Annotated in this window: 21 protein-coding genes; all 21 read right to left on the bottom strand. The window is 45.5% G+C overall.

Annotated elements, in window-relative coordinates:
• Positions 1-6: 6 nt before the first annotated feature.
• A complete protein-coding gene (gene rplF, locus AC0VYI_RS24170) occupies positions 7-540 on the bottom strand; it encodes a 50S ribosomal protein L6 (protein ID WP_199477998.1) in 534 nt (177 codons plus the stop codon).
• A gap of 8 nt (positions 541-548) precedes the next feature.
• The gene (rpsH, locus tag AC0VYI_RS24175; protein WP_199477997.1) at positions 549-941 is read right to left on the bottom strand and encodes a 30S ribosomal protein S8; all 393 of its coding nucleotides are present in this window, start codon (positions 939-941) and stop codon (positions 549-551) included.
• Positions 942-1,070: 129 nt separating this feature from the next.
• Entirely contained in the window at positions 1,071-1,376 is a 306-nt protein-coding gene (gene rpsN / locus AC0VYI_RS24180) for a 30S ribosomal protein S14 (protein WP_199477996.1), read from the bottom strand.
• Positions 1,377-1,388: 12 nt separating this feature from the next.
• Complete coding sequence (gene rplE, locus AC0VYI_RS24185; protein WP_067020119.1) at positions 1,389-1,928, bottom strand: 50S ribosomal protein L5; 540 nt, start codon at positions 1,926-1,928, stop codon at positions 1,389-1,391.
• A gap of 17 nt (positions 1,929-1,945) precedes the next feature.
• Positions 1,946-2,263 (bottom strand): 50S ribosomal protein L24, encoded by a 318-nt coding sequence (gene rplX / locus AC0VYI_RS24190; protein ID WP_475430127.1) that lies wholly within the window; start codon positions 2,261-2,263, stop codon positions 1,946-1,948.
• A gap of 16 nt (positions 2,264-2,279) precedes the next feature.
• Complete coding sequence (rplN, locus tag AC0VYI_RS24195) at positions 2,280-2,648, bottom strand: 50S ribosomal protein L14 (RefSeq protein ID WP_067020125.1); 369 nt, start codon at positions 2,646-2,648, stop codon at positions 2,280-2,282.
• A 51-nt stretch (positions 2,649-2,699) separates the two neighbouring features.
• Complete coding sequence (rpsQ, locus tag AC0VYI_RS24200; protein ID WP_013797833.1) at positions 2,700-2,960, bottom strand: 30S ribosomal protein S17; 261 nt, start codon at positions 2,958-2,960, stop codon at positions 2,700-2,702.
• Between the two features lies 1 nt (position 2,961).
• On the bottom strand, positions 2,962-3,153 hold the full coding sequence (gene rpmC, locus AC0VYI_RS24205; RefSeq protein ID WP_475446138.1) for a 50S ribosomal protein L29: 192 nt from the start codon (positions 3,151-3,153) through the stop codon (positions 2,962-2,964).
• On the bottom strand, positions 3,154-3,567 hold the full coding sequence (gene rplP / locus AC0VYI_RS24210) for a 50S ribosomal protein L16 (RefSeq protein WP_110577369.1): 414 nt from the start codon (positions 3,565-3,567) through the stop codon (positions 3,154-3,156). It abuts the gene before it with no gap.
• Positions 3,568-3,577: 10 nt separating this feature from the next.
• Entirely contained in the window at positions 3,578-4,258 is a 681-nt protein-coding gene (rpsC, locus tag AC0VYI_RS24215) for a 30S ribosomal protein S3 (protein WP_199477994.1), read from the bottom strand.
• Positions 4,259-4,272: 14 nt separating this feature from the next.
• Positions 4,273-4,605, bottom strand: a complete 333-nt coding sequence (gene rplV / locus AC0VYI_RS24220) for a 50S ribosomal protein L22 (RefSeq protein ID WP_067020136.1) — start codon at positions 4,603-4,605, stop codon at positions 4,273-4,275.
• 14 nt (positions 4,606-4,619) lie between these two features.
• On the bottom strand, positions 4,620-4,895 hold the full coding sequence (rpsS, locus tag AC0VYI_RS24225) for a 30S ribosomal protein S19 (RefSeq protein ID WP_036163121.1): 276 nt from the start codon (positions 4,893-4,895) through the stop codon (positions 4,620-4,622).
• Between the two features lie 15 nt (positions 4,896-4,910).
• Positions 4,911-5,735 carry a 50S ribosomal protein L2 gene (rplB, locus tag AC0VYI_RS24230; RefSeq protein ID WP_199477993.1) on the bottom strand — a complete coding sequence of 275 codons (825 nt, stop codon included), beginning with the start codon at positions 5,733-5,735 and terminating at the stop codon, positions 4,911-4,913.
• A 14-nt stretch (positions 5,736-5,749) separates the two neighbouring features.
• Entirely contained in the window at positions 5,750-6,046 is a 297-nt protein-coding gene (gene rplW, locus AC0VYI_RS24235) for a 50S ribosomal protein L23 (RefSeq protein ID WP_067020142.1), read from the bottom strand.
• The gene (gene rplD, locus AC0VYI_RS24240) at positions 6,043-6,648 is read right to left on the bottom strand and encodes a 50S ribosomal protein L4 (protein WP_199477992.1); all 606 of its coding nucleotides are present in this window, start codon (positions 6,646-6,648) and stop codon (positions 6,043-6,045) included. The genes rplW and rplD overlap by 4 nt, the downstream gene beginning before the upstream one ends.
• 12 nt (positions 6,649-6,660) lie before the next feature.
• Positions 6,661-7,299, bottom strand: coding sequence for a 50S ribosomal protein L3 (rplC, locus tag AC0VYI_RS24245; RefSeq protein WP_199477991.1), 639 nt, complete (start codon positions 7,297-7,299; stop codon positions 6,661-6,663).
• Between the two features lie 127 nt (positions 7,300-7,426).
• Positions 7,427-7,738, bottom strand: coding sequence for a 30S ribosomal protein S10 (rpsJ, locus tag AC0VYI_RS24250; protein WP_012071937.1), 312 nt, complete (start codon positions 7,736-7,738; stop codon positions 7,427-7,429).
• A gap of 206 nt (positions 7,739-7,944) precedes the next feature.
• Positions 7,945-9,168, bottom strand: coding sequence for an elongation factor Tu (gene tuf / locus AC0VYI_RS24255; RefSeq protein ID WP_199477990.1), 1,224 nt, complete (start codon positions 9,166-9,168; stop codon positions 7,945-7,947).
• 36 nt (positions 9,169-9,204) lie between these two features.
• On the bottom strand, positions 9,205-11,298 hold the full coding sequence (gene fusA / locus AC0VYI_RS24260) for an elongation factor G (RefSeq protein WP_475446141.1): 2,094 nt from the start codon (positions 11,296-11,298) through the stop codon (positions 9,205-9,207).
• Positions 11,299-11,319: 21 nt separating this feature from the next.
• Positions 11,320-11,793, bottom strand: a complete 474-nt coding sequence (gene rpsG / locus AC0VYI_RS24265) for a 30S ribosomal protein S7 (RefSeq protein WP_475446143.1) — start codon at positions 11,791-11,793, stop codon at positions 11,320-11,322.
• Positions 11,794-11,887: 94 nt separating this feature from the next.
• The gene (gene rpsL, locus AC0VYI_RS24270; protein ID WP_013659444.1) at positions 11,888-12,259 is read right to left on the bottom strand and encodes a 30S ribosomal protein S12; all 372 of its coding nucleotides are present in this window, start codon (positions 12,257-12,259) and stop codon (positions 11,888-11,890) included.
• Between the last annotated feature and the right edge of the window lie 105 nt (positions 12,260-12,364).

Consider the following 12,364-nt stretch of genomic DNA (forward strand, 5'->3'; position numbering starts at 1 on the left):
GCTTACCTACTTCTTCTTAGCTTCTTTACGACGAATAATTTCGTCAGAATAGCGAACACCTTTGCCTTTGTATGGCTCTGGTGGACGGAAACCGCGAACTTCTGCAGCCACTTGACCAACGGCTTGTTTATCAATGCCTTTGATCACAACTTCTGTTTGAGAAGCACATTCAGCTGTAATACCTTCAGGTAGTTCGTAATCTACTGGGTGAGAAAAGCCCAGAGACAGGTTAAGTACTTTGCCTTTAATCGCAGCACGGTAACCAACACCTTGAAGAATCAAACGTTTCTCGAAACCTTGGCTAACACCAACAACCATGTTGTTAACCAATGCACGAGTAGTACCAGCTAAGGCACGGCTTTGTTTCGCACCATCGCGCGCTGCGAAGGTGATAACATTTTCTTCTTTAGTCACTTGAACGCTTGTGTGAACATCTAACTCTAAAGAACCTTTGCCGCCTTTAACAACAACATTTTGGCCTTTAAGAGCGACTTCTACACCACTAGGAAGCGTCACGGGACTATTAGCAACTCGAGACATACTAACTCCTAGAATACAGTGCAGATTACTTCGCCACCGATACCAGCTGCACGAGCTGCACGGTCAGTCATCACACCTTTAGAGGTAGAGATGATAGCAACGCCAAGGCCAGCTTCTACTTTAGGCAGAGAGGCAGAACCTTTGTATTGACGCAAGCTTGGGCGAGATGCGCGTTTAATTTCTTCGATAACTGGCTTACCTTCGAAGTATTTTAATTCGATAGTAAGCGTCGGTTTTACTGCTTCGTCTACGGAATAGTTACCAACGTAACCTTCTTCACGTAGTACGGAAGCAATTGACACCTTCATTTTTGATGAAGGCATGCTCACAGTGGTCTTTGCAGCCATCTGTGCATTACGAATACGTGTAAACATATCCGCAAGGGTATCTTGCATACTCATTTAAGAGCTCCTAATTGAAAAACCATTGTGCAGCAAATAGAGCTCGCGCATAGTACACAGCAGCGAGCAGAATGTCCAGTAATTAGACACCCCACTCACTGCTATGTATTATGATCGCGCTCTACTTGCTTACCAACTAGCTTTCTTCAAGCCTGGAACGTCACCACGCATCGCTGCTTCACGCAACTTGATACGAGACAAACCGAAACGACGGTATACACCGTGTGGACGGCCAGTCACTTGGCAACGGTTACGTTGGCGAGAAGAAGATGAATCGCGAGGAAGCGCTTGCAATTTAAGCGTTGCTTCCCACTTTTCATCGTCCGATGCATTAACGTCGCTAATGATCGCTTTTAGAGCTGCACGCTTTTCAGCGTACTTAGCTACTAATTTGGTGCGTTTTGCTTCGCGCTGAATCATTGATACTTTAGCCATGATTCCTACCTCTTATTTCTTGAAAGGGAAACTAAAGGCGGCTAGCAAAGCACGACCTTCTTCGTCGGTACGAGCAGTCGTAGTAATGGTAATATCCATACCACGTACACGATCTACTTTATCGTATTCGATTTCAGGGAAGATGATCTGCTCTTTCACACCCATGCTGTAGTTACCACGACCATCGAAAGACTTAGGATTAAGTCCACGGAAGTCACGGATACGTGGAATAGCAACATCAACCAAACGGTCGAAGAAATCCCACATACGCTCACCACGTAGCGTTACTTTACAACCGATCGGGTAACCGTCACGGATTTTAAAGCCTGCTACAGATTTACGCGCCTTAGTTACTACAACTTTTTGGCCGCTCAGTGCTTCTAGATCATTTACCGCATGCTCAAGAAGTTTCTTGTCTGCGATAGCTTCACCAACACCCATGTTCAATGTGATTTTAGTGATTTTAGGCACTTCCATCACGTTTTTGTAAGCAAACTCTTCAGTAAGTTTTGCTACAACTTGATCTTTATATACTTGCTTAAGTCTCGCCATGGCTATAATTCTCGCTCTTAGGCGTCGATCGCTTCACTGTTTGATTTGAAGATACGCACTTTTGTACCATCTTCATTCAATTTAAAGCCGACGCGATCCGCTTTGTCTGTAGCCTTGTTATAAATGGCTACGTTAGAAACCTGGATAGGTGCTTCTTTTTCAACGACGCCGCCAGTTGAACCCTTCATAGGGTTTGGCTTTTCGTGTTTCTTGATCATATTGACACCAGAAACAAGAACTCGGCTCTCGTCTACTACTTTAACAACTTTGCCACGTTTGCCTTTGTCTTTACCAGCAATCACAACAACTTCGTCGTTACGTTTGATTTTACGCATAAATGTCCCCTCCCTCTTACAGCACTTCAGGTGCAAGAGAAACAATTTTCATGAACTGCTCTGTACGCAATTCACGTGTTACAGGGCCAAAGATACGAGTACCAATAGGCTGCCCTGAAGCATTTAGCAGAACCGCAGAGTTTACATCAAAGCGGATTACAGAGCCATCAGAACGACGAACACCTTTCTTAGTTCTAACAACAACAGCGTTGAGAACCTGCCCTTTCTTAACACGACCGCGAGGGATCGCTTCTTTCACTGTGACTTTAATAATGTCACCGATAGCAGCATAACGACGATGTGAGCCACCCAGTACTTTGATACACTGAACACGCTTTGCGCCGCTGTTATCTGCTACATCAAGCATCGATTCTGTTTGAATCATCACTGCTCTCCAATCAAATTAGATAACAAGTCTCACGAAGGAAGGAGCAGCTTATACAGCTGCTGCTTTCTCAACAACTTGAACCAGATTCCAAGTCTTAGACTTAGAGTAAGGGCGTGTTTCAACGACCTTAACGGTATCACCGATCTGACACTCATTGTTTTCATCGTGAGCGTGTAATTTAGTAGAACGACGAACGAACTTACCGTATAGAGGGTGTTTTTCTGTACGTTCAACTAGTACTGTGATGGTTTTATCCATCTTGTCGCTTACTACCTTACCAGTAGCTGTACGCGCTTTTGTTTCTGCCATCTTAGTTACCTGCCTTATCATTTAGCACGTTTTTAACACGTGCGATATTGCGGCGAACTTGCGAGAGCAAATGAGTTTGCGTCAACTGACCAGTGGCTTTCTGCATACGCAGTGTGAATTGCTCACGTAGCAGTTCGATCAAGGTCGCTTGTAGCTCAGCTACAGACTTTTCTTGCAGTTCTTTTGCTTTCATCTACATCACCGTACGCGTTACGAAAGTTGTGGACAGAGGAAGCTTAGCAGCAGCTAGAGCAAACGCTTCGCGTGCTAGCTGTTCTGAAACGCCCTCAACTTCATAAAGCATCTTGCCAGGTTGAATCTGTGCAACCCAGTATTCTACGCTACCCTTACCTTTACCCTGACGAACCTCAAGAGGTTTCTGAGTAATCGGCTTATCAGGGAATACACGAATCCAGATTTTACCACCACGTTTGATATGACGAGTCATTGCACGACGCGCCGCTTCAATTTGACGAGCAGTAAGACGACCACGTTCAGTCGACTTTAATCCGAATTCACCAAAGCTAACCTGGTTGCCGCGTAGAGCAAGACCGCGATTACGGCCTTTTTGCATCTTACGGAACTTAGTACGTTTCGGCTGTAACATGACTTACCCCCTACTTAGACTTCTTCTTTTGTGCGCCTTTATCAGCACGCACTTGCTCAATACCGCCCAAGATTTCGCCTTTGAAGATCCAAACCTTGACACCGATGATGCCGTAAGTTGTAGATGCTTCATAAGTAGCGTAGTCAATGTCAGCACGTAGAGTGTGTAGAGGCACACGGCCTTCACGGTACCACTCAGCTCGGGCAATTTCTGCACCGCCTAGACGACCACTTACCTGAACCTTGATACCTTTCGCGCCTGCACGCATAGCATTCTGTACCGCACGTTTCATTGCACGACGGAACATAACACGACGCTCAAGTTGGCCAGCAATATTTTGCGCAACCAATTTTGCATCTAATTCAGGCTTACGAATTTCTTCAATGTTGATATGAACTGGCACGCCCATCATTTCTGAAATGTCGTTGCGTAGTTTCTCAACATCTTCACCTTTCTTACCAATCACGATACCTGGACGGGCAGTGTGAATAGTAATACGAGCTGTTTGAGCAGGACGTTGTATCTCGATACGAGAAACAGAAGCCTGAACCAATTTTTTCTCCAGGAACGCACGAACCTGAAGATCATTTAATAGCAGCTTAGAGTAGTTTTGATTATTAGCATACCAAGTAGAGGTATGATCTTTAACTATCCCTAGGCGGATACCAGTTGGATGAACCTTCTGACCCATTGGGTTTCTCCTAATTAGTCAGCGACTTTAACTGTAATATGGCAACCGCGTTTTAAAATACGGTCAGCACGGCCTTTAGCACGTGGCATAATACGTTTCAGAGTCATTGCCTCGTCAACATACGCCGTAGATACACGCAAGTCATCAATATCAGCACCTTCGTTATGCTCAGCGTTTGCTACAGCAGACTCTAGTACCTTTTTGACAATTACTGCCGCCTTTTTAGGACTGAACGTTAAAATGTTCAGTGCTTCGCTAACAGATTTGCCGCGGATTTGATCTACAACCAAACGGGCCTTCTGCGCAGAGAGGCGAGCACCTTTCAATGAAGCGCTTACTTCACTCATGTTAATACCCCTTATTACCGTTTGGCTTTCTTGTCCGCAGCATGACCACGATATGTACGGGTCGGAGCGAACTCACCCAGTTTATGACCGACCATATCTTCAGTTACTAGAACTGGAACATGCTGGCGACCATTATGGACAGCGATAGTCAACCCTACAAAGTCAGGGAAGATAGTAGAACGGCGTGACCAAGTTTTAATTGGACGACGATCTTTCTTCTCTACCGCAGCCTCTACCTTTTTCAACAAATGAAGGTCGATAAAAGGACCTTTTTTTAGTGAACGTGGCACAGTCGTTTCCTCTTATTACTTAGTACGGCGACGTACAATAAGTTTATCAGTACGCTTGTTGCTGCGTGTTTTGTACCCTTTAGTAGGCACACCCCAAGGTGTAACTGGGTGACGACCACCCTTACTACGACCTTCACCACCACCATGTGGGTGATCCACTGGGTTCATCGCCGCACCGCGAACGGTAGGACGAACACCACGCCAACGCGTAGCACCAGCTTTACCAAGAACTCGTAAGCTATGCTCAGAGTTTGATACTTCACCCAAAGTAGCGCGGCATTCAGTCAATACTTTACGCATTTCGCCAGAACGTAGGCGCAGCGTAACGTAACGACCTTCACGAGCAACTAGCTGAGCAGATGCTCCGGCAGAACGTGCAACTTGTGCACCTTTACCAGGCTTAAGCTCGACGCAGTGTACGGTACTACCAACTGGGATATTTTGCAGAGGCAAAGTATTACCCGCTTTGATAGGCGCATCTGCACCACTAGAAACAACACTGCCAGCCACCATACCTTTGGAAGCGATTATGTAACGACGCTCACCATCAGCATATTTAACCAATGCAATATTTGCAGAACGGTTTGGATCATACTCCAAACGCTCAACTACCGCAGGAATTCCATCTTTATTACGACGGAAATCAATAACACGGTAATGCTGCTTATGACCACCACCTACGTGACGCGTAGTGATGCGTCCGTTATTGTTACGACCACCTGATTTGCTTTTTGTGTCTAGCAAAGGTGCATATGGTGCGCCTTTGTGCAAATCGTTGTTGGTAACTTTAACAACGTGACGACGGCCTGCAGACGTTGGCTTACTTTTTACAACAGCCATTGACCTATCTCCCCTTATTCAGCGACCATGAAGTCAATTTCTTGGCCTTCAGCCAAACGTACATACGCTTTTTTCACGTCACTACGTTTACCTAGACCACGAACTGTACGCTTAGTTTTACCTTTATGGTTCAACGTGCGAACAGACTCAACTTTGACTTCAAAAAGCGCTTCGATAGCTTTTTTGATTTCAGGTTTTGTTGCATCACCAGTTACACGAAAAACGTACTGACCATTACCTTCGGCAACGATAGTCGCTTTTTCAGAGATGTGTGGACCCAACAGAACTTTATAAATACGTTCGCCGATCATGCCAGTGTCTCCTCAACTTGTTTTAGAGCACCAACTGTCACCAACACTTTGTCGTAAGCAATCAAGCTAACAGGGTCGATAGACGCTGCATCACGTACATCTACGTTCGGGATGTTGCGAGCCGCTAGGAAAAGATTGTCATCCAAATCATGGGAAACAACCAAAGCGTTCTCAACATTCAATTCTGCCATTTTTGCTTTGAATAGCTTAGTTTTTGGAGCATCCAATTTAAGCTCTTCAACAACAACAAGACGGTCTTGACGTACAAGTTCAGACCAGATGGTGCGCATTGCTGCACGATACATCTTCTTGTTTACTTTCTGAGAGTGATCTTGTGGTTTTGCCGCGAAAGTCACACCACCAGAGCGCCATAAAGGGCTACGGATAGTACCTGCACGAGCACGACCAGAACCTTTTTGTTTCCAAGGTTTGCGTCCGCCACCGGCCACTTCAGAGCGAGTTTTTTGTGCACGTGAGCCTTGACGAGCACCAGCCAAGTAAGCCGTAACCACTTGGTGAACGAGCGCTTCGTTGTATTCACGAGCGAAGGTTACTTCAGAAACTTCTACAGTCCCTTCCGCACCTGTAAGATTCAAGTTCATTGTCTACCCCTCTTAGCGTGCTTTAACAGCAGATTGAAGAATAACATCACCGTTAACTGCGCCAGGAACCGCACCTTTCACTAGGATAAGGTTACGTTCTGTGTCAACTCGTACTACTTCCAAAGACTGAGTAGTAACTTGTGTTGCGCCCATTTGGCCTGCCATCTTCTTGCCTTTCCAAACACGACCAGGTGTTTGACATTGACCGATAGAACCAGGAGCACGGTGAGACAATGAGTTACCATGTGTCGCGTCTTGCATACTGAAATTATGACGCTTGATGGCACCTTGAAACCCTTTACCTTTAGATTGACCAGTGACATCAATCGTAGAGATAGATTCGAAATCTGCTACAGTCAGCTCATCACCAACATTGATTTCTTTTTCGTCACCAGACAGGCGGAACTCCCACAAACCACGACCAGCTTCAACATTTGCTTTTGCGTAGTGACCTGCAGCAGCTTTGTTGACGCGGCTCGAACGGCGAGTACCAACAGTGACTTGAACAGCTTGATAGCCATCAGTTTCTGTTGTTTTCACCTGAGTAACGCGGTTCGGTTCAACCTCGATGACAGTTACTGGCACGGATACACCATCTTCAGTGAAGACACGTGTCATTCCGGCTTTACGTCCGACTAATTGAATAGCCATTTTTTACCTCATTTGCCAGTTGTGTACGGGGCTATCACCCGCTACGGCTGATCATTCCAGATCATTCCACTATTGTGCATAAGCCGACTGATAACCAGCCGGTTCTCGCACCCCAACCTTTGAGTCATTAACCCAAAGAAATTTGTACTTCCACGCCTGCCGCAAGGTCTAGTTTCATTAAAGCGTCAACCGTTTTTTCAGTTGGCTCAACGATGTCTAGAACACGTTTGTGTGTACGAATTTCATACTGATCACGCGCATCTTTATTTACGTGTGGTGAAATCAATACTGTGTAACGCTCTTTGCGAGTAGGAAGTGGAATCGGTCCACGCACTTGCGCACCTGTACGTTTCGCTGTGTCCACAATTTCTTGTGTTGAAGCATCGATCAGACGATGATCAAACGCTTTCAAACGAATACGGATTTTTTGGCTTTGCATTTCCAACTCCAAATACAATGTTTGATGACTTAACTGTACATTTTTTAAGCCAACATCCTTTTTAAGGACGGCGAATATTAGCTATTCAAAAACTGGTTGTCAAGTAACCAATCTCTGAAAGACAGAAATTCACCTTCTAGATAAAAAAAGGCTGCCCATATTCGAGCAGCCTTTTTTAGTTCAGAACAACCAATTCAAAGAATTAATTATTTAAGAACTTTAGCAACAACGCCCGCACCTACTGTACGACCACCTTCACGAATCGCGAAACGTAGACCTTCGTCCATTGCGATTGGGTGAATAAGAGTCACAGTCATTTGGATGTTATCACCAGGCATAACCATCTCTACGCCTTCTGGAAGCTCACAAGCACCAGTTACGTCAGTTGTACGGAAGTAGAACTGTGGGCGGTAACCTTTGAAGAATGGAGTGTGACGACCACCTTCATCTTTAGACAGAACGTATACTTCAGCTTCGAACTCAGTGTGAGGAGTGATAGAACCTGGTTTAGCCAATACTTGACCACGTTCTACGTCATCACGCTTAGTACCACGCAGAAGAACACCAACATTCTCACCTGCACGACCTTCATCAAGCAGTTTACGGAACATTTCTACACCAGTACAAGTTGTTTTAGTTGTATCTTTGATACCAACGATTTCAACTTCTTCACCAACTTTAACGATACCACGCTCTACACGGCCAGTTACTACAGTACCACGACCTTGGATAGAGAATACGTCCTCGATAGGCATAATGAATGCACCGTCGATAGCTCGCTCAGGCTCAGGAATATAAGTATCTAGTGTTTCAACTAGTTTCTTAACAGCCGTTGTACCCATTTCGTTGTCGTCTTCACCGTTCAATGCCATCAAAGCAGAACCTGGGATGATTGGAGTATCATCACCTGGGAAGTCGTATTCAGAAAGAAGGTCACGTAGTTCCATTTCAACCAACTCTAGCATTTCAGCGTATTCTTCAGAATCCGCACCGCCACAGTCTTCAGCCAACAAGTCAGCTTTGTTAAGGAAAACTACGATGTAAGGTACACCTACTTGACGAGAAAGAAGGATGTGCTCACGAGTCTGAGGCATAGGGCCGTCAGTCGCGCCACAAACTAGGATAGCACCGTCCATTTGAGCCGCACCAGTGATCATGTTTTTAACATAATCGGCGTGTCCAGGACAGTCTACGTGTGCGTAGTGACGAGTTGGAGAATCGTACTCTACGTGAGAAGTAGAGATTGTGATACCACGCTCACGCTCTTCTGGCGCATTATCGATACCGTCAAAAGCAACAGCTGTACCGCCGAATACTTCTGCACATACACGAGTCAATGCTGCAGTTAGGGTTGTTTTACCGTGGTCAACGTGACCGATAGTACCAACGTTAACGTGTGGTTTATTACGTTCGAATTTACTCTTTGCCATGATACATACACCTTAATGAATTAGTAAGTATGATGATTAATCTTCATTTTTGATGATCGCGTCTGCCACACTAGCTGGTGCTTCAGCGTATTTCTCAAATTCCATCGCATAACTCGCACGCCCTTGCGACAAGCTACGCACGTCCGTTGCATATCCAAACATCTCACCCAAAGGCACTTCCGCTCGAATAATCTTACCAGACGGGGAATCGTCCATCCCCTGTACAAGACCACGACGACGATTCAGGTCACCCATCACATCGCCCATGTATTCTTCAGGGGTAACAACTTCCACTTTCATTACAGGCTCAAGAACACAAGGATCAGCATCAACTGCGCCTTTCTTCAAGCCTTGAGAAGCTGCAATTTTAAAGGCCATTTCGTTAGAGTCAACATCATGGAAGGATCCATCGATCAGTACAACCTTCAGCCCCAATAATGGAAAGCCTCCAATTACACCGTTCTTCATTTGCTCTGAAACACCCTTTTCTACTGCAGGGATGTATTCTTTAGGAATAGCACCACCAACAATTTCGTTAACGAATTCAAGACCTTCGGAGTCCGAAGGAATCAACTTCATTACGACGTGACCATACTGACCACGACCACCAGATTGACGTACAAATTTGTGATCAACTGTCACTTCTTTGCGAATTTTTTCCCGATAGGCAACTTGAGGCTTACCAATGTTTGCCTCCACCTTGAACTCACGACGCATACGGTCAACGAGAATATCAAGGTGCAACTCACCCATACCAGAAATTATCGTCTGCCCTGTCTCTTCGTGCGTTTCAACGCGGAAAGACGGATCTTCTTGCGCCAATTTACCTAACGCAATCCCCATCTTCTCCTGATCGGCTTGAGACTTTGGCTCAACCGCAACGGAGATAACAGGCTCTGGAAATTCCATGCGTTCAAGCACAACAACATCATTCATATCACAAAGCGTATCACCCGTGGTGACATCCTTCATACCGATAGTGGCAGCGATGTCTCCAGCTAATACCTCTTTGATCTCTTCACGATTGTTTGCATGCATTTGAACCATTCGGCCAACACGTTCACGCTTCTGTTTAACAGAGTTGTAAACCGCATCGCCTGATTTCAACACTCCGGAATACACACGAATGAAAGTCAACGTCCCTACAAAGGGATCTGTTGCGATCTTAAATGCCAATGCAGAAAACGGTGCTTCATCATCAGCAACACGAGTCACAACTGTTTCACCGTCTTCAAGCGTCCCTTCAATCGCTTTTACTTCAAGCGGAGAAGGCAAGTACTCAACAACAGCATCCAGGACAGCCTGAACCCCTTTGTTTTTAAACGCAGACCCACAGGTCACCAAAACAATTTCATTGGCTAATGTGCGCGCCCGTAAGCCGGCTTTAATATCCTCAACAGACAAATCCCCTTCTTCGAGGTATTTATCCATCAATTCTTCATTCGCTTCAGCGGCAGCTTCTATCATTTGCTCACGCCAGCCCATCGCTTCATCAAGCAAATCAGCTGGGACGTCTTCCAAACTGAAAGTCATCCCTTGATCTTCTTCATTCCACATAATGGCTTTCATTAGCACAAGATCAATCACACCTTTGAAATCATCTTCGGTGCCAATATTGATCTGAATAGGCACTGCATTAGCCCCCAAACGCGTTTTAAGCTGACGAACAACAGAAAAATAATCAGCACCCGTACGATCCATCTTATTGACGAACACCATACGAGGCACTTCATATTTATTTGCTTGACGCCAAACGGTTTCCGTTTGAGGTTGTACACCGGATGAGCCACAAAGCACAACAACAGCACCATCCAAGACACGTAAAGAACGCTCAACTTCGATTGTGAAATCGACGTGTCCAGGTGTATCTATGATATTGATACGGTGCTGATCGAACTGCTGACTCATACCACTCCAGAAACAAGTCGTTGCTGCTGAAGTAATGGTAATACCACGCTCTTGCTCTTGTTCCATCCAATCCATTGTTGCGGCACCATCGTGCACCTCACCAATTTTATGGGATAGACCAGTGTAGAAAAGAACGCGCTCAGTTGTCGTCGTTTTACCCGCATCAACATGCGCACAGATACCGATATTACGGTAGCGGTTGATAGGTGTCTTACGTGCCACTGTCTTTGTTGCTCCGGTCGATTAGAAACGGTAGTGCGAGAATGCTTTGTTCGCTTCTGCCATACGGTGAACGTCTTCACGTTTCTTAACAGCAGAACCTTTATTCTCAGAAGCGTCTAGAATTTCACCTGCTAGACGTAGCGCCATGGATTTTTCACCACGCTTACGAGACGCTTCAACCAACCAACGCATAGACAATGCTGCGCGACGAGCTGGACGTACTTCTACAGGGACTTGGTAAGTCGCACCACCCACACGGCGAGATTTAACCTCAACCATTGGCTGGATAGATTCTAGGGCTTTTTCGAAGATCACCATTGGATCTTCAGATTTAGTACGAGTAGCAACTGTTTCAAGCGCATTGTAAACAATGCTCTCTGCAACAGATTTTTTGCCACTAACCATTACATGGTTGATGAACTTAGCAAGAAGTTGGCTTCCGTGTTTAGGATCCGGAAGGACTTCACGCTTAGCGACGACGCGTCTTCTAGGCATGTCTATATCCTCTTCAGGCTCGTCCGAGACAAACATTTGCTCGGCCTTACTGTATTAAAAAATTTGTCTAAACGATGATTTAAGCAGCGTTAGCTTACTTAGGACGTTTAGTACCGTATTTAGAACGGCCTTGCTTACGATTTTGTACGCCTGAAGTATCCAAGCTACCACGAACAGTGTGATAACGAACACCTGGAAGGTCTTTTACACGACCGCCGCGAATCAGCACGACGCTGTGTTCTTGTAGGTTGTGACCTTCACCACCGATGTAGGAAGTTACTTCAAAGCCGTTAGTCAAGCGAACACGACATACTTTACGCAAAGCCGAGTTAGGCTTTTTAGGTGTAGTAGTATAGACGCGAGTGCAGACACCGCGGCGTTGCGGACAAGCTTGTAACGCAGGAACGTCACTCTTTGCCACTTTACGTTTACGTGGTTTACGAACCAACTGGTTAACGGTTGCCATTAAACAAGCTCCACAGATCCAATTCTTATGGCGGAAATCGCCAAAAATAAGGAGGCGCAAGTGTAATTTGCGCCTATAAAACAGTCAATAGGGAGGCGACTAAAA

This window comes from Marinomonas sp. 63XJN7_9_ISO-PGPR-S23-217, assembly GCF_056173515.1.